We start from the raw sequence: 16,316 nt of genomic DNA, 5'->3' as shown, positions 1-16,316 counted from the left end.
GCTCGTGGGGGGCCCGGTGGGGCGGGTGGGGGGGTCTTGTGGGGGAACCCGTTTGCCCCCCGACGGTCCCTATTCATTCTTTGGGCCCCGCCGACGTCCCGAATGAGTCATTCGCGACCTTTGCGGCGCCCAGAGTTGTCCACAGGCCCCTTCCGGTGACCGTTAGTAGTCCACAGATTACGTAAACCCATGGTTCTGCTTCGTCGCCTGACGGACGATCGATCCGTGACCAGAAGATCGTGGGCCGGACACGCCGAGGAGCTCTTCACCGCCAGCCGACGCGGCGTCATCACGGTGGCGCAGCTGGAAGAACTGGGCGTCCCGTCGCGGACCAGCTATCGGCGATGCCGCCCCGGCCATCCGTGGCAACGGCTCCTCCCTGGTGTCGTCCTGCTTCGCACGGGAACGCCGACTCGACGGCAACTGCTCGAAGGTGCCTTGCTCTACGGCGGCGGCGAAGCCGTCGTCACCGGCCTGGAGTCGTGCCGTCGCCAGGGCCTGAAGCGTGCCGCCCGGCCGGGCGAACCGGTCCACCTCTTGCTCCCGGCCCACCTCAAGACCACCAGCAGTGGCTACGTTCTCGTCGAGCGGACCACGCGGATGCCCACGCCGATCGAGGTCGACAAGCTGCCCTTGGCACCCGTGGTCCAGGCGGTACTGGACGAGTGCCGGCGGCTGACCGAACGCGCGCCGATCAGGGCGTTGCTCGCCGAAGTGGTGCAGCAGCTGAAGACCGACCCGGCAGATTTGTCCACGGAGCTGGAGAAAGGAAGCGACCGAGGTAGCGCTCTACCCCGCGATGTGCTCCGGGAGATCGGCAGAGGCGCCCGGTCGCCCGCCGAGGCCGAGGCCATGGCCGTCTGGCGGCGCACCGGCTTGCCGGATCCGGTCTGGAACTTCCAGGTCTGCGACGAGCGTGGCCGGTACATCGCCACCCCGGACGCCTGGTGCGACGAGGTCGCGTTGGCTTGGGAGATCGACTCCTACGAATTCCACTTCGGGCAACCGGGCTACGCGGCAACGCTCGAACGCAACAACCGGTATGCCGCCGCAGGAGTCGCGGTCGTGCAGACAGTGCCCAGCCGCTTGCGCAGCGAACCGCGAGCCGTCGCCGGCGAGCTCGTGCTGGCGTACCGCGCGGCGGCGAACCGTCCGCGTCCGCCAGTAGTCCTCGCCGGACGTCGCGAATGACTCATTCGGGACCTCGGAGGTCCCGAATGAGTCATTCGCGGCCGTTCGCCATTGAGTCTTTGGGCCCGCGGGAGCCCCCTATTTACACATCCGCGACGTTGGGGCCGGGGTCAGGCTTCCGGGGTGAGCAGAGCCGTGACGCGGGCCGCGAGGCGGGTGCTGTCGACCGGGCTGACCGTCACCCACTCCTGCCCACCCCGGCCCGGGGTCTTCGTCGCGCAATAAGCGCCGACGTCGGTGTCGAACCACGTCAAGCCGCCGACCCGCGTCACCCGGCCCGGCCCCGAGCGGCGGCTCACGCTGAACTGTCCCGCCGCGTACACCGGCCGCGCCTGGATCGCCCGGACCTCCTCGAGCTGCGCCGCCGCCGGCCCCGAACCCGCGTCCGAGGCACCCGAGAGTGTCGACGCCGGGAGGCTGATGCCGTAGCCGGGACCCGCCGACAGCTCCGGCAGGACGTCGACGATCGCCGTGCCGAGCTCGCCGTCGCGGATCGAGTCCAGGCCGATCGTCTGCTCCGGCTGGGTCGCCAGGACGCCGCGGCGGCCGCGGGCCGCGGTCACCGCGCGGAACGGCGTCGCCGCCGTCATGTCCGCCAACGCCTCGCACGCGACGAACACGTCCGCGTCCGCTAACAGGTTCAGGCGCGCGGCCAGGACCGGCTCGAGCCGGGACCCGTCGTGGAGACCGCGCTCGGCGAGGTTGGCGTAGACGGCCTTCCGCACCTCGGCCCGTTCGGCGTCGGTCACGCCGACGCTGCGGACGCTCAGCGGCTCCGGCGGGCGGTCGTGGCCGAGGTCGGTCCAGAGGATGTCGAACGCCGACGCCGAAACCCGGATCAAGCCCGCCCCAGCGCCGGCGGGGCGGGGAACGTCTCGGCGGGCGCGTGGCCGCGCAGCGCGGTGTCCCGCGTCCGGAGGACGTCGATGGCCTTCTGCCGCGCGGCTTCCGCCTCGGCCCGGCGGGCGGCCATCTCCCCGGCCAGCCCGGCCAGCACCAGCACGTTCCCGCTGGACGCCGCGTCGCGGATCATCGACGCCGGGTCGTAGGTCACCGGCGGCGGCATGTCGGCCCGGGCCCGCGCGGCCACCTCGGCCTGCGCACCGACCGCCTGGCCGACCGACGCCGAGACGGCGGCGGAGTGCGAAAGCCACTGCGCGGCCCGGCCCAGCGCCGCGCGCGCCGCGTCCCCGGCCTGGCCACGCCAGTGCTCCTCCGAGGAGGCGACGAGCGCGGCGACGTCGGCGGTGGACTCCTGCAGCCGCTTGGCGAGCCCGTCCCAGCGCGCCCCGACTTCGCCCGCGGCGACCGGGTCGTTGCCGCGCACGACCTCCACGGCCATCGCCTCGTGGCTGTAGGCCTCGTACCGCGCGGTGGCGACGGGGGGTTCGGGCACGGCGCACCTCCAGGTCAGGGCAGCTTGGGTTCGACGAGCCCGGCCACCGTGCCCGCGCGGCGGCACGCGAGCGGGGTGTCCGAGAAGCCGGTGTTGCTGACGTCGATCTGCACGCTGGCGCGGTCGCCCACGCCGAGCAGCACGGCGCAGGTGCCGTCGGCGGCCTTCTTGTCGGCGACCTTCAGCCCGGGGTGGTGGCCGACCGTCGTCTTCGTGGCGTTCTTCTTGGCGACGTCGAGGTCGGCCAGGCCGTGTTGCTCGTCGAAAGTGACGGTGACGCCGAAGGTGGCAGGCACGGTCCAGTCACACGCCCGGGCCCCGGCGATGGCCTTGGGCTTCCCGAGCACGGTGACGCCGGCGGCCGACCGGTCCTGCGGGGAGAGCAAGGCGCAGGGGTCGAGTGCGGCGAGGCCGATCGGCGAAGCGGACGGCGCAGGGACGGCGGTCGCGGAGGCCACCGCGAAGGTGTGCCCGATGGCGGCCGGTGGGGCGGTCTGCTGCCCGCACGCGGTGAGGAGAAGAAGGAGAGCGGCGGCAAGGACAAAACTGCGCACGCCTCGCCCGCGGCCCCAGACACCAGCCGGCTCCCCCGGCGCGCCCGCCACCCCGGGGCCTCGCGCCTCCGCCCGCTCGGCACGCACCAGCTCACCCACCGGTGCAGTCCACCCCTTCGGCCGCCTGCTCGTCCGCGTGCTGGTACTTCGCCAGCGCCTCGCCGATCCGCCGCTTGAGCGTCTCCAGCTCCTTGCCGAACGCGGTCAGCTGCTGCACCGCCGAGCCCTGGCCGCCGATCCCGTACTCGGCCATGAACTCGCCGATCTCGCCGGCGTACCCGCCGCCCAGCGGCACGCTCCGGCCGAGCACCTTGGCTTCGCGGACCATCTCGCCGACGACGTCCTGCAGCCGGCCGAGCTTCGCGTAGGCGTCCGTGGCCAGCTCGGGCGCGACCGCGAAGCCGCGGACGTCGAAGGGCGGCTGGGTTCGCAGCTCGCTCATAAGCGGTTACGCCTCTCCGTAGCCGGGCGACCTCGAACCGCAGCATACGACAGAGCAGGGTGTCAGCGGGAGCACCCAGAATCGGGTGAATACCCACCCGTTCGGGGTATCGTGCCTGCTTGCGCAGTGTCATCGGCACTGTCCCAGCCCGAGAGGCCGGAGGTGTTCCTCCGGCCTTCGCGGGGTTCCGCCCCCCGGTTCGCCCGGGTTTGACACACTGGGTGGAAGGCTGGTCGCTGCGCGCGGACAGCAGCGAGGGGGCCGTTCGGCCCGGCGGTGCGCACACTGCGCGCGGCCATGCGCCACCAGGAGGTCGAGTGACGTCGAGAATCCAGTCTGCCGCGCCCGGATCGGGCGAGCAGGCATCCGGGCGGCCGCCTTACCCGGCGGAGCCCTCGGGCAACGGGCGGGCCCCCGGCCACGCCGGCAGAGTGCCGCTGGACGAACTGCACGACACCGCGCGGCGGATCGCCGCCAACGTGGAACGCGTGCTGGTCGGCAAGCCCGACGTCATCCGGATCGCGCTGGTCACCCTGCTCGCCGAAGGCCACCTCCTGGTCGAGGACGTGCCCGGCGTCGGGAAGACGTCGCTGGCCAAGGCGCTCGCCCGGTCGATCGACTGCACGGTCAGCCGCATCCAGTTCACCCCCGACCTGCTGCCGAGCGACGTCACCGGCGTCTCCATCTACAACCGCCAGTCCGGCGAGTTCGACTTCCGCCCCGGCCCGGTGTTCGCGAACATCGTGGTGGGCGACGAGATCAACCGCGCCTCGCCGAAGACGCAGTCGGCGCTGCTGGAGTGCATGGAAGAGCACCAGGTCACCGTCGACACCACGACCTACCGGCTCGAAGAGCCGTTCATGGTGATCGCGACGCAGAACCCGATCGAGATGGAAGGCACGTACGCGCTGCCCGAAGCCCAGCGCGACCGCTTCACCGCGCGGGTTTCCATCGGCTACCCCGACCAGCAGGCCGAGCTCGCCATGGTCGACGAGCACGCCGGGCACAACCCGATCGAGGACCTGCAGCCGGTGTCCGACGGCGAGACCGTGCACCGGCTGATCGAGACGGTCCGCAGCGTGCACATGGCCCCCGAGGTCCGCCGGTACGCCGTCGACGTCGTCGCGGCCACCCGGGGAGTCCCGGAGGTCCGGCTCGGCGCGTCCCCGCGGGCCACGCTGCACCTCGTCCGCGCGGCGCGGGCGCAGGCCGCGCTGTCGGGCCGCGACTACGTCGTGCCGGACGACCTGCACACGGTGGCGGTCCCGGTCCTCGCGCACCGCCTGATGCTGACCACGGAGGCCCACGCGGCCCGCCGGTCGGCGACCGACGTCGTGCGCGCGGTGCTGCACCGGGTGCCGGTGCCGCAGGGCACCCGGCCCTAGCGGTGACACCTGGGGCTTCGCCCCAGGTCGGGGGTCCGCCACCCGAACCCCCGAAAGACTGTTCTGCCGCCGAAGGGGAAGAGAACGGCATGCTGCGTGCCCTGTCCGGCCTGACCACCCGCGGCCGTTGCCTCCTGGCCGCGGGGATCGCCGCCGCGGTGTGCTCGTTCGTGCTCAACGAACGCGACCTGCTGCGGGTCGCGGTGTTCGTGGTGGCGCTGCCGCTGCTGGTCGCCGTGTTCATCTCGGCGACGCGGCTGCGCATCGGCGCCACCCGCACGCTGCGCCCGCAACGGGTCGCCGTCGGCGGCAACGGCGAGGTGCAGCTGGAGCTGTGGCGCAGCGGGCGGCTGCCCGCCGGCGAGATCCTCCTCGAGGACGGCGTGCCGTACGCGCTGGGTTCGCGGCCGCGGTTCGTCGTCGAACGGCTCCCGCACGACAGGCGCGTCGCGCTGCGCTACCCGCTGCAGCCGGTGCTGCGCGGGATCCAGCAGGTCGGGCCGCTGCGCGCGACGATCACCGACCCGTTCGGGCTGTGCGAGTTCGAGCGCGAGCTGATCGGGCACTCCCGGCTGGTCGTCGTGCCCCGCGTGGTCCCGCTGTGGGGCCTGCCGAGCGGCGCGGGCATCGGCGTCGGCGACGACGGCACGGTCCGGCTGCACGCCGGGCAGGGTGAGGCCGACGTGATCGTCCGGCAGTACCGCCAGGGCGACGACCTGCGGAAGGTGCACTGGCGCTCGACGGCCCGCCGCGACGAGATCATGGTCCGCGTCGAGGAACGTCCCTGGCGCGGCGGCACGACGGTGCTGCTGGACCACCGCGCGGCCGCGCACCACGGCGCCGGCCCGGCGGCGAGCCTGGAGTGGGCGGTGGCGTTCGCGGCGTCGGCGGCCCTGCACCTGCGCCGGTCCGGCCACCGCGTCCGGCTGGTGAGCGAGCACGGCGTCACGCTGGCGGACATCCCGGGCGACGGCGGCGACCACTACGACCACGTCGTGCTCGACGCGCTGGCGGCCCTGCAGCCGGCCCACCAGCGCGACATCACGCTGGCCGGCGACCCGGCCGAGGGCCAGGAGCTGATCGCGGTGCTCGGCACGGTGAGCACGGAGGCGGTGCACGAGCTGACCCAGTACCGCCCCCGCGGCATCAGAAGCCTGGCGGTCCTGCTGGACACGCCGACGTGGTCGGCGGGGGTTTCGGCGCCCGAGCAGAGGGCCGCGGCGACGGAGGACTCGGCGGCGCTGCTGCGCGCGGCCGGCTGGGGCGTGATCGTGGCGGGGCCTGGGTCGCCGATGCCGCAGGTGTGGGCCGAGCTGTGCCGCAGCGGAGCCCGCCGCGGCACGCTGATCGGCGGGCTGCGATGAACCGCACCGCACCACAGCGCACCGCGACCCACCGCAGCTTGCTGATCGGGGCCGCGATGAGCACCACAGCGCCCCCGCAACCGACCGCAGCACCTCGGCTGGGGAGCTGCGATGAGCACCACCGCCCCGCGGCGCTACCGCAACCCGCCGCAGCACCTCGGCTGGGGAGCTGCGATGAGCACAAACACGCCGAAGCGCACCGCATCCCGCCGCAGCACCTCGATCGAGGAATCGCGATGAGCACCACCGCCCCGCGGCGCACCGCGGCCCGCCGCAGCACCTCGATCGGAGGGTCGCGATGAGCACCGCCGCACCGCCGCGGAAGTTCGATCGGCCCGCACCGCGGCCGGAACGGCCGCTTTCCGCCTGGCGCAGCAGCGTTCTCGCGCCCGTCGCCGCCGGGGTGGCCACCCTCTGTGCCGCGACCTCGGTCACCAGCGTCGTCGCCGGGCTGGCCTGGTTCGGGTACCTGTTCGTCGCCGTCCTGCTCATCGGGGCTTCCGGGCTGGCCCTGCGCTCGCTGCAGGTGCCGACCGTCCTGGTCGGGTGCGGGCAGCTGCTCGTCCTGCTCTTCCTGATCACCGGTGCCTTCACCACGCACGGCGTCCTGCAGATCATCCCGGGCCCGGAAGCGTTCTCCGAAATCGGGACCACGCTGTCGAGCGCCGCCGAGCAGATCCGTGTCGGGTTGCCGCCGGTCGAAGGCAGCCAGCCGATCCTGTGCCTCGTCACCATCCTGATCGGCCTGGTCGCCGTCCTCGTCGACACCCTGACCGTCGCCGCCGCAGCACCCGCGGCGACCGGGCTCGTGCTGCTCTGCGTCTACGCCGTGCCGGCCGCGCTGAGCGAGGAAATGCTGCCGTGGTGGACGTTCCTGCTCGGCGGGGCCGCGTTCGCCGGCCTGCTCGCCGTCGACGGCAACCACCGGCACCAGCGCTGGCGCACCCGGGAGGCCCCGGGGCGCAGCGGCAAGCCGGGCGTGCTGTCCGCGCCGGTCGCGGTTGTCTGCGCGGCGATCGTGCTCGGCCTGCTGGGCGGCGCGATCACCTGGGTCGGCACGATCGGGCGGATGCCGTTCGGCGAGGGTGGCAACGGCCCCGGGGCGGGCTCCGGCGGTTTCGGCATCCAGCCGTTCACCGAGCTGCGCGGCATGCTCGACCAAGGGTCCAACCGCGAGCTGTTCAAGGTCCGCGGCCTCGGCACCGACCGCCGGCTGATGCGCGCGATGACGCTCGACACCTACTACCCCAACAAGGGCTGGGGCCTGCACGACGAAGGCCGTTCGCAGCAGGGCGTCCCGGTCGGGCCGCAGCTGCCGCCCGCCCCGGGCGACGACGGCACCGGCACCGCGCGCCGGATCGACGTCGAGCCGACCAGCTGGCGGGACAACTGGCTGCCGGTCTACGGCGCGCCGCGGGTGATCGACGGCACGGCCAACAGCTACCTCTACGACCAGATCAGCGGCACGGTGTTCACCACCCGCAGCGAAGCCCCGCCGGCGTACACCGAATACGCGTCGCTGAAGGAACCGACGGCCGCCGAGCTGCGCGTGACCTCGCGGGTCGACGACCTGCCACCGCGCTACACCCAGATCGACCGGGTCGACGACCGCGTCCGCGCGAAGACCCAGCAGCTGATCGCCGGCGCGACCAACGACTTCGACCGGGCCTCGGCGATCTGGCGCTACTTCACGGCGCAGAACGGGTTCGTCTACGACACGAAGACCGCGCCGGCGACCGACGCCGACGCGCTCACCGACTTCATCCTCAACGGCAAGCGCGGCTTCTGCGAGCAGTTCGCGTCGGCCATGGGCGTGATGCTGCGGGTGGCGGGCATCCCGTCGCGCGTGGCGATCGGCTTCACGCCGGGCGTGCAGGTCAACGACTACCTGACGATCACCACCCAGGACGCGCACGCGTGGGTCGAGGCGTACTTCGGCGACAAGGGCTGGGTGACGTTCGACCCGACGCCGCTGTCCGACGGCCGCGGCATCACGCCGTCGTACCTGCAGGCCGGCCCGCAGAACGGCAACCAGCCGGACGACACCCAGGTGGCGCCGAGCACGGTCCAGTCGAGCGCGGCACCGACCGGCGTCCCGCGCGACAACGAACCGAACGTCCCGGCGCAGACGGCCAAGGACGCTTCGAGCGGCGACGGCTGGCTGTTCGACCTCGCCCTGGTGCTCGCCGCGCTCGGCGCGGCCGCACTGCTCGTCGCGGCGGTGCTGCGGCGGTCGCTGGGCCGCGGGCGCACGCGGCCGGGGGACGGCGCTCCACCACCGGGGCCGGCGGACGACGACCGGAGCGAGGGCGCACTGCTCGTGCGAGCGCCGGCGCCGGTGGCGGCACCGTCCCGGCTCCAGGCACTGCTCGGCTGGCTGCCCCTGCTGGCGGCGGGGTTGTGGATCACCGCGCTGGGCCTGCTCGCGGCGACGGTGGTCTGGTGGCTCGGCGTGCTGGTGGTGGTCCTGCAGCTCGCGGCGGCCGGCCCGGCGCTGGTCCGCGAGGTCGTCCGCCGACGGCGCTTGCAGCGCATCGTCCAGCAGCAGCCGGGCGCGGCCGACGCGGCCTGGGCGGAGCTGCGCGCGGAGTGCGCGGACCGCGGCCTGCCGATCCCGAGCAGCGACACGGTCCGCGTGGCGGGCCAGAAGCTGGCGGCCAAGCACCACCTCGACGACGACGGCCGCGAAAGCCTCCGGACGGTCATCGGCGTCCTGGAGAGGTCGTGGTACGGAGGGGACGACACAGCTCAGCCGGCGCTCCCGCCGGCCTTCGAGGGACTGCGGCGGAGCCTCCGCCGCAACGCGCCGCTGTCGTGGAAGGGAAAGCTGTTCCCCCGCTCGGTCTTCCGCAACCGCGACTGACGCCACGCGGCCCTCGGGCATCACCTGTGCCTGGCGGGGTATCTCGCGTGATCAGCGGGGTATCACCCGTGCTTGAAGGGGCATCTCCCGTGACCAGCGGGGCATCACCCGTGCTTGAAGGGGCATCTCACGTGACCAGCGGGGCATCAGCGGGTGGCCCCGCTGATCACGGGTGACCAGGCGCGCCGCCGGGTCACCCGGGTGGGGGTCACCCACTGTCACCGCAGCGGGACGGCCCGCCGCGGGCAGGTGAGCACACAAAAAGATCCGCGTCCCCCCGTTCGGCGGACGCGGACCTCGTCGTCTTGCGGCGCTACTGCTCCTCGAAGCGCTGGCGGAAGCGCTCCTCCATCCTCTGGGTGAAGGAACTCCGGCGACCCGATGGCTTGCCGCCGCGGGTGGCTGGTCCACCGGCCTTGCCGTCTCCGTCGGCGCCGTGCCGAATGGATGTGACGGCCATCATGACTCCGAAGAACATCACGAGGAACCCGAGCACGCTGATCAGCGGGATGTCGGCCACCCGGAACTGCGGCACCACCACGCCCAGCACCAGCAGGGCCACGCCCACTACGAACAGGGCGATGCCCTGAATACGCCGTCGGCGAGCGGGGCGACGCAACCGGGTGCCACGCACCGTGGATGCGAACTTGGGGTCCTCGGCATAGAGCTCGCGCTCGATTTGATCGAGCAGCCGCTGCTCATGCTCGGAGAGTGGCATCTTTCCTCCTCCGGCACAGCTGTCGCGGGCGCCGGGCCGCGCAACGTCCTGGACCCAACAGCCAACCCCAGGCGGGGTGGCACTGTCCAGGATACGAGGCCCGCGCCCGCACGACTACCCGATCCCGCATCCAAGAGGGATCGAATTGGGCTAAATCCCGCCGAAGGGGCGTTGCGGACGGTCACCGTGGCCGATCGTGACCGTTTTGCCGCCCGTCCGCCGTTGTGGGGGAAGGCCACCGGGCCGAAGATCACCGTCCGTGCCGTCACCCCTCCCGAGGCCTCAGCAAGGACGCGGGCCGCACCGCCGCCGAACCGAACTTCGACCGCGCGACGTCGGCCGCCACCTCCGCGTCGCGCCAGCGCGGGGCCGGCGAATCGAACACCAGCTGCTCCCCCGCCTCCCCGGTGTCGAGCCCTTCGACGCGGACGCCGATCAGCCGCACGGGCCCGGTCGGCGCGTGCTCGGCCAGCAGCGCGACGGCGACCGCGTGGATCTCGCGCGCCACGTCCGTCGCCGAGACCAGCGTGCGAGCCCGGGTGATCGTCCGGAAGTCCGCGAACCGCACCTTGATCGAGACCGTCCGGCCGCGCAGCCCCCGCCCCCGCAGCGTCGCGCCGACCCGCTCCGCGAGCCGCAGCAGCTCCAGCCCCAGCGCGGCCCGGTCGTGCCGGTCGACGTCGAAGGTGTGCTCCGCGCCGATCGACTTCTCCGGCGACTCGACCTCCACCGACCGCTCGTCCACCCCGTGCGCCAGCCGGTACAGGTGCTCGCCGGCCGCGGTGCCCAGCGACTTCTTCAGCCGCTCCGGCGGGAACGCGGCGACGTCGGCGATGGTGGCCAGGCCCAGGCGCCGCAGGTGCTCCTCGGTCCGCGCGCCGACGCCCCACAGCGCCGACACCGGCAGCGGGTGCAGGAACGCCAGGGTCTCCGCCGCGGGCACCACGACCATCCCGTCCGGCTTCGCCATCCCCGACGCCAGCTTCGCGACGAACTTGACCTTCGCCACCCCCACCGAGCAGGTGATCCCGTGCTCGGCCGCGACCCGCGAGCGGAGCTGCGCGCCCAGCGAAGCCGGGGTGGCGCCCAAGCGCCGCAGCGCCCCGCTGACGTCCAGGAACGCCTCGTCCAGGCTGAGCGGTTCGACCAGCGGCGTCAGCTCGCGGAAGATACCCATCACACCGCGGGAGACCTCGCCGTAGAGCCCCGACGTCGGTGGGATGTTGATCAGGTGCGGGCACAGCCGCTTCGCCGTCGAGAACGGCATGGCCGAGCGCACGCCGAACTTGCGCGCCGGGTAGTTCGCCGCGGCCACGACGGCCCGCGGGCCGCCCCCGGACACCACGACCGGCTTGTCCGCGAGCTCGGGCCGGGTCCGCAGCTCGACCGACACGAAGAACGCGTCCATGTCGACGTGCAGCAGCCCGCACCCGGTGTCGTCCGGCACCGGCTCCCCCGGCCGGACGCGGAACCGGCCCATCCCGCCCGGCAACTCAGCATTTCGCCCCACCCCGGGGACGCTACCGGCCACCACCGACATTCTTCGGGGGTTCGGGTGGCGGAGCCCCCGACCTGGGGCGAAGCCCCAGAGGACATTGCCATTCTTCGGGGGTTCGGGTGGCGGAGCCCCCGACCTGGGGCGAAGCCCCAGAGGACATTGCCATTTTTCGAGGGTTCGGGTGGCGGAGCCCCCAGAGGTCATTGCCGGTTTCGGATCACCGGGGAGCGCGAGGGCGGAAAACCCGCGGAACGGGCTCAGGCCGGGCGCGCCACCGCGTGCAGCCGGCCGGCGATGTCCCGCAGCGCCGGCGTGCTCGCCGCCACCCGCTCGAACTCCGCCAGCTCGTCGCCGGTGACGTCGCCGGTGACCAGGTCCGAGATCACCCGGTCGCCCTGCAGCAGCGTCACTTCGAGGCCTGCGGCCTCCAGGTCGGCACGCAGGCCGGCGGCGGAGAAGCGCCGCAGCACGGTGTCGCCCGGGGCGACGCCGCCGGCGCTTTCGAGCAGCTGCCGGGCCTCGCCGACCCGGCCCGCCAGTGCGCGGTGGAGCACGGCCGCGTGGCGGTTCGCCACCAGCACCGACACCGCGCCGCCCGGCGCCACCGCCGTCGCGAGGGCCGTGAGCACCGCCGAAGGGTCGTCGACGATCTCCAGCAGCCCGTGCGCCAGCACCAGGTCGGCCGAGCCGGCCTCGACGTACCGGCCCAGCGCGTCCGAGTCGTCCGCGACCACCGTGATCAGCTCGGAGACGCCTTCCTCCTCGGCCCGGCGCTGCAGCGTGGCCAGGGCGTTCGGGCTCGGCTCGACGACGGTCACCCGGCAGCCCGCCGCCGCGAACGGCACCGCCCAGCCGCCGCTGCCGCCGCCGACGTCGACGACGCGGGGGTGCTCGGCGCCCCGGGCGCGGGCGGCCTCGATCTCGGCCTCGAGCACCCGGCGGACGGCGCCCGAACCCCGGGCGGCCACGGTCTCCGTCTTCATGTCGCACAGGGTAGTGCCCGCCACCGCCCGCCTCCCGAGCTCCTCCCTTCGAGTGAACGGCCCTTGCCCGGCGGCGCCTCCCGCCCGCACCCGTAGGCTGGACTTCGTGCACACGGTCGCCGTACTCAGCCTCAAGGGAGGCGTCGGCAAGACGACGGTCGCTCTCGGTATCGCGTCCGCCGCCTTGCGTAGGGGCACGCGGACGCTGGTGGTCGACCTCGACCCGCAGGGCAACGCCACCACCTCGCTCGACCCGCCCTTCACCGACGCCACCCTCGCGGACGTGCTCGAAACCCCGACCCGGGAGATGCTGGAACGCGCGATCGCCCCGAGCGTGTGGAGCGAGGACGTCGACGTCCTCGTCGGCACCGAAGAGCTGGAGCTGCTCAACGACCCGGACGCCGACAGCGAGCGCCTGGCCAACTTCTCCCGCGCGCTGGACGAGCTGCACCGCACGCCGCTGCGCGAAACGCCGTACGAGCTGGTGGTCCTGGACTGCCCGCCGTCGCTGGGCCGGCTGACGAAGTCGGCGCTGGTCGCCGCGGACAGCGCGCTCATCGTCACCGAGCCGACGATGTACGCCGTCGCCGGCGCGTCCCGGGCCCTGGAGGCGATCGAGAAGATCCGCAAGGAGCTCAACCCTGACCTGCGCCCGATCGGCGTCCTGGTCAACAAGCTGCGGGTGCGCTCCTACGAGCACCAGTTCCGGATCGCCGAGCTGCGCGAGAACTTCGGCTCCCTGGTGATGCCGACGGCGATCACCGACCGGCTCGCGGTGCAGCAGGCCCAGGGCGCGTGCAGCCCGATCCACGAGTGGCACTCGCCGGGTGCCCAGGAGATCGCGCTGACGTTCAACATGGTGCTGGCGAAGATCCTCCGCTCGAACCGGGCGGGCCGGCACCGCATCGCCGGCGAAGAACCCGAAGGCCCGGACTGGCCCGAAGGCCCGGCCCCGGAGACCCCCGAGGCCCCCGACGCGCCCGCCGAGGTGTCCGAATCCGCGGGGTGAGCCGTGCCCGAAGGTGACACCGTCTTCCTGGTCGCCAAGCGCTTCGCGAACGCGATGACCGGGAAGACGTTGCTGCGCGGCGAATTCCGCGTGCCCCAACTGGCCACTGTGGACCTGTCCGGCCGCGAGGTGCTCGGCGTCGGGACGGTGGGCAAGCACCTGTTCACCCGCTTCTCCGGCGACCTGACCCTGCACTCGCACCTGATGATGGACGGGATGTGGGACGTCTACCCCGCCGGCGCGAAGTGGCGCCGGCCCGGCCACCACGCCCGCGTGATCTTCACCGCGGCCGGCGTCCAGGTGATCGGCTTCCGCGTCCACGACCTGAAACTCGTGGCCACCGGCAAGGAACGCGACCTCGTCGCCCACCTCGGCCCGGACCTGCTGGATCCGAAGTGGACGGACGAGCACCTGAAGCAGGCGATCGCGAACCTGACCGCCGCTCCGGCGCGCGAGCTCGGGCTCGCCCTGCTCGACCAGCGCGTGATGGCGGGCGTCGGGAACCTCTACAAGTGCGAGATCGCCTTCCTGCTCGGCGTGACCCCGTGGACGCCGGTGTCCGAAGTGGACGCCGAGCGCACGGTCGCGCTGGCCCGCAAGCTGCTGCTGGCCAACGCCCTCGCCGGGCGCTTCGACCAGAGCACCACCGGCCACCTCGACCGCAACCGCAAGAACTGGGTGTACGAGCGCACCCGCCAGGGCTGCTTCCGCTGCGGCGGCAAGCTCCTGGTCCGCACGCAGGGCCACGACGTCCAGCGACGGCCGACGTGGTTCTGCCCGAAGGACCAGCCGGGGCCGTACCCGGCGCAGTAAGCTGGCCCACGTGACGACGTTCAAGCTCCCGCTCTACGGGGCCGACACCGAACGCGGCGACCTCGCTCCCTGAGCGCCGCGCGCTCCGTCCGTCACCCGTTTGAAAACCCAGGGAGCTTCGTCATGCCCGAAATCCTGACCGGGCCGGCGCTGCGCGCGTTCGCGCACGCCCTGCCCAAGGTCGAACTGCACGTCCACCTGGTCGGCTCGGCGAGCCTGCCGACGGTGCTGGAACTGGCCCGGCGGCGCCCCGCCGCCGGCGTCCCCACCGGGGAACGCGAGCTCGCGCAGTTCTTCACCTTCCGCAACTTCGCTCACTTCCTCACCGTGTACCTCGCGGTCACCTCGCTCGTGCGCGACCGCCACGACGTCCACACCCTCGTGACGGGCTTGGCGGCGGATCTCGCCGCGCACAACTGCCGCTACGCCGAAGTCACCGTGACCCCGTACAACCACCTGCTCGACGGGATGTCCGGCGACGACCTGCTGGCCGGGCTCGAAACCGGCCGCGCCCACGCCGCCGAACTGGGCGTGGAACTGTCCTGGTGCTTCGACGTCCCGGGCGAAAAGGGCATCCGGGCCGGGCGGGAGACGCTGGTGTTCGCGCTGCGCGAACGTCCCGGAGGCCTGGTGTCGTTCGGGCTCGGCGGACCGGAACTGGGCGTCGGGCGGGCGCAGTTCGAGCCGTACTTCACGCGGGCGCGGGAAGCCGGGCTGCACAGCGTCCCGCACGCCGGGGAGACCACCGGGCCGGCCACGATCTGGTCCGCGCTGCACGACCTCGGCGCCGAGCGGATCGGGCACGGCACGAGCTGCGCGGCCGATCCCGCGCTGCTGGAACACCTTGCGGCCCATCGGATTCCGCTCGAGGTCTGCCCGACGTCGAACGTGCGGACCGGCCAGGTCGCGGACATCGCCGCGCACCCGGTGCGGCGCATGCTCGACCACGGCGTCGTCGTGACGCTCAACACCGACGACCCGCCGATGTTCGGCGCCACGCTCACCGGCGAGTACGTCGCCGTCGCCGAGGCGCTCGGGCTCACCACGGCCGAACTGGTGCGCTTGGCGGAGAACGCCGTCGACGCTTCCTTCCTCGACGAGCGGCGGAAAGCCGTCCTGCGGACCGAGATCACAGAAATGACGTTGCCGCGCACCACCGACTTCGCCTAGCTTGGAAGTACACGAGAGAGGAGGTGGTCCAAAGTTGTATATCGACAGGACTCGTGAGGTGGCTGTCCGCTAGCGGATGGCACGTGGAGGACTTTGAGCAGCGCTACAGCTGAGCCACCTTCGGCTCATCGCCTGCTCCACGTGATGCCTGATAGCGAATACCAGGCAGTCACCGTGCCCCCGGGGTTTCCGAGCACCAGTCCGGCTCGGACTCAAGCGTTTGACGGCGCTCGAGAGGCACCCCGGGGGTTCCTTCATGCGCTCATTTGGGCAGGTCATGCCACCCGGCGTCGCAGGATGACCGTCCGGCGATCAGCATTTCGCCGCATCGTCCCCCGGACGGCTGATGCTCGCTAGCCTGGAAGCATGCTCAGGCCCGACTACCCGATCACCACGGGACGCCTGCTCCTGCGCCCGTTCACGCCCGAGGACCTCGACGCGCTGAACTCCTTCCAGTCCCGCGCCGACGTCGCCCGCTACCTGTACTGGGGCCCGCGCAGCCGCGCCGAGTCGGCCGCCGCGCTCGCCAAACGGGTGCACAGCTCGACGTTGACGAAGGAAGGGCAGCTGCTGGCCGTGGCGGTCGAGCTGGCCGCGACGGGGCAGCTCATCGGCGACCTGAACCTGGAGTGGCTGAGCAGCGAACACCGCCAGGGCGAGATCGGGTTCGTCTTCCACCCGGACCACCACGGCAAGGGCCTGGCCGCCGAAGCGGCCACCGAGCTGCTGCGGCTGGGCTTCGAAGACCTGGGGCTGCACCGCATCATCGGCCGCTGCGACGGCCGGAACACCGCGTCCGCCGCGCTGATGGAACGCCTCGGCATGCGCCGCGAAGCGCACCTGAAGGAAAACGAGATCGTCAAGGGCGAGTGGACCGACGAGCTGATCTACGCGATGCTCGAGGACGAGTGGAAGGACCGCGATTAGTGG

General features: G+C 72.6%; 16 protein-coding genes. 9 read left to right on the top strand and 7 right to left on the bottom strand.

Translation table 11 applies throughout. The features are described 5' to 3' along the window. Positions 1–225: 225 nt before the first annotated feature. Positions 226–1,191, top strand: coding sequence for a hypothetical protein (locus tag AB0F52_RS34180; RefSeq protein WP_360180005.1), 966 nt, complete (start codon positions 226–228; stop codon positions 1,189–1,191). A 110-nt stretch (positions 1,192–1,301) separates the two neighbouring features. Here AB0F52_RS34180 and AB0F52_RS34175 read toward each other — a convergent pair whose 3' ends face one another. The 4 genes from AB0F52_RS34175 to AB0F52_RS34160 all read right to left on the bottom strand — a co-directional run bounded on the left by AB0F52_RS34175 (position 1,302) and on the right by AB0F52_RS34160 (position 3,583). After that, positions 1,302–2,033, bottom strand: a complete 732-nt coding sequence (locus AB0F52_RS34175) for an ESX secretion-associated protein EspG (protein WP_360180003.1) — start codon at positions 2,031–2,033, stop codon at positions 1,302–1,304. After that, a complete protein-coding gene (locus AB0F52_RS34170; protein WP_360180001.1) occupies positions 2,030–2,587 on the bottom strand; it encodes a PPE domain-containing protein in 558 nt (185 codons plus the stop codon). The genes AB0F52_RS34175 and AB0F52_RS34170 overlap by 4 nt, the downstream gene beginning before the upstream one ends. 14 nt (positions 2,588–2,601) lie before the next feature. Then, positions 2,602–3,141 carry a DUF3558 domain-containing protein gene (locus tag AB0F52_RS34165; protein WP_360179999.1) on the bottom strand — a complete coding sequence of 180 codons (540 nt, stop codon included), beginning with the start codon at positions 3,139–3,141 and terminating at the stop codon, positions 2,602–2,604. Between the two features lie 91 nt (positions 3,142–3,232). Then, a complete protein-coding gene (locus tag AB0F52_RS34160) occupies positions 3,233–3,583 on the bottom strand; it encodes a hypothetical protein (protein WP_103335164.1) in 351 nt (116 codons plus the stop codon). 317 nt (positions 3,584–3,900) lie between these two features. Here AB0F52_RS34160 and AB0F52_RS34155 point away from each other — a divergent pair, with 317 nt between their 5' ends. From AB0F52_RS34155 to AB0F52_RS34140, 4 genes are all read left to right on the top strand, one after another. After that, positions 3,901–4,968, top strand: a complete 1,068-nt coding sequence (locus tag AB0F52_RS34155; protein ID WP_360179996.1) for a MoxR family ATPase — start codon at positions 3,901–3,903, stop codon at positions 4,966–4,968. An 89-nt stretch (positions 4,969–5,057) separates the two neighbouring features. After that, complete coding sequence (locus tag AB0F52_RS34150) at positions 5,058–6,332, top strand: DUF58 domain-containing protein (protein ID WP_360179994.1); 1,275 nt, start codon at positions 5,058–5,060, stop codon at positions 6,330–6,332. Between the two features lie 111 nt (positions 6,333–6,443). Next, positions 6,444–6,572 (top strand): hypothetical protein, encoded by a 129-nt coding sequence (locus AB0F52_RS34145; RefSeq protein ID WP_360179992.1) that lies wholly within the window; start codon positions 6,444–6,446, stop codon positions 6,570–6,572. Positions 6,573–6,630: 58 nt separating this feature from the next. After that, positions 6,631–9,195 carry a DUF3488 and transglutaminase-like domain-containing protein gene (locus AB0F52_RS34140; RefSeq protein WP_360179990.1) on the top strand — a complete coding sequence of 855 codons (2,565 nt, stop codon included), beginning with the start codon at positions 6,631–6,633 and terminating at the stop codon, positions 9,193–9,195. 313 nt (positions 9,196–9,508) lie between these two features. On the opposite strand, the gene AB0F52_RS34135 is transcribed toward AB0F52_RS34140, so the two are convergent. From AB0F52_RS34135 to AB0F52_RS34125, 3 genes are all read right to left on the bottom strand, one after another. Then, a complete protein-coding gene (locus AB0F52_RS34135; RefSeq protein ID WP_103335157.1) occupies positions 9,509–9,913 on the bottom strand; it encodes a DUF3040 domain-containing protein in 405 nt (134 codons plus the stop codon). 265 nt (positions 9,914–10,178) lie between these two features. Then, positions 10,179–11,393 carry a DNA polymerase IV gene (dinB, locus tag AB0F52_RS34130; RefSeq protein WP_360180311.1) on the bottom strand — a complete coding sequence of 405 codons (1,215 nt, stop codon included), beginning with the start codon at positions 11,391–11,393 and terminating at the stop codon, positions 10,179–10,181. Between the two features lie 275 nt (positions 11,394–11,668). Beyond that, complete coding sequence (locus AB0F52_RS34125) at positions 11,669–12,394, bottom strand: methyltransferase domain-containing protein (protein ID WP_360179987.1); 726 nt, start codon at positions 12,392–12,394, stop codon at positions 11,669–11,671. Positions 12,395–12,500: 106 nt separating this feature from the next. Here AB0F52_RS34125 and AB0F52_RS34120 point away from each other — a divergent pair, with 106 nt between their 5' ends. The 4 genes from AB0F52_RS34120 (at position 12,501) to AB0F52_RS34105 (ending at position 16,313) form a co-directional block, all read left to right on the top strand. After that, positions 12,501–13,403 (top strand): ParA family protein, encoded by a 903-nt coding sequence (locus AB0F52_RS34120; RefSeq protein ID WP_360179985.1) that lies wholly within the window; start codon positions 12,501–12,503, stop codon positions 13,401–13,403. Positions 13,404–13,406: 3 nt separating this feature from the next. Continuing rightward, positions 13,407–14,216 carry a DNA-formamidopyrimidine glycosylase family protein gene (locus tag AB0F52_RS34115; RefSeq protein WP_360179983.1) on the top strand — a complete coding sequence of 270 codons (810 nt, stop codon included), beginning with the start codon at positions 13,407–13,409 and terminating at the stop codon, positions 14,214–14,216. A 123-nt stretch (positions 14,217–14,339) separates the two neighbouring features. Continuing rightward, positions 14,340–15,386 carry an adenosine deaminase gene (gene add / locus AB0F52_RS34110; protein WP_360179981.1) on the top strand — a complete coding sequence of 349 codons (1,047 nt, stop codon included), beginning with the start codon at positions 14,340–14,342 and terminating at the stop codon, positions 15,384–15,386. Between the two features lie 366 nt (positions 15,387–15,752). Further along, the gene (locus AB0F52_RS34105; protein ID WP_360179979.1) at positions 15,753–16,313 is read left to right on the top strand and encodes a GNAT family protein; all 561 of its coding nucleotides are present in this window, start codon (positions 15,753–15,755) and stop codon (positions 16,311–16,313) included. Positions 16,314–16,316 lie beyond the last annotated feature (3 nt).

The organism is Amycolatopsis sp. NPDC024027 (assembly GCF_040638975.1).
Lineage (GTDB): Bacteria > Actinomycetota > Actinomycetes > Mycobacteriales > Pseudonocardiaceae > Amycolatopsis.
Note: the sequence above shows the minus strand (reverse complement) of the source record. Positions and strands in the feature narration are given on the sequence as shown.

Coding starts and splice junctions, on each gene's coding strand:
- AB0F52_RS34160 (WP_103335164.1), bottom strand. CDS start 3,583: ATGAGCGAGCTGCGAACCCAGCCGCCCTTCGACGTCCGCGGCTTCGCG.
- AB0F52_RS34150 (WP_360179994.1), top strand. CDS start 5,058: ATGCTGCGTGCCCTGTCCGGCCTGACCACCCGCGGCCGTTGCCTCCTG.
- AB0F52_RS34145 (WP_360179992.1), top strand. CDS start 6,444: ATGAGCACCACCGCCCCGCGGCGCTACCGCAACCCGCCGCAGCACCTC.
- AB0F52_RS34140 (WP_360179990.1), top strand. CDS start 6,631: ATGAGCACCGCCGCACCGCCGCGGAAGTTCGATCGGCCCGCACCGCGG.
- AB0F52_RS34135 (WP_103335157.1), bottom strand. CDS start 9,913: ATGCCACTCTCCGAGCATGAGCAGCGGCTGCTCGATCAAATCGAGCGC.
- dinB (WP_360180311.1), bottom strand. CDS start 11,393: ATGGGCCGGTTCCGCGTCCGGCCGGGGGAGCCGGTGCCGGACGACACC.
- AB0F52_RS34125 (WP_360179987.1), bottom strand. CDS start 12,394: ATGAAGACGGAGACCGTGGCCGCCCGGGGTTCGGGCGCCGTCCGCCGG.
- add (WP_360179981.1), top strand. CDS start 14,340: ATGCCCGAAATCCTGACCGGGCCGGCGCTGCGCGCGTTCGCGCACGCC.
- AB0F52_RS34105 (WP_360179979.1), top strand. CDS start 15,753: ATGCTCAGGCCCGACTACCCGATCACCACGGGACGCCTGCTCCTGCGC.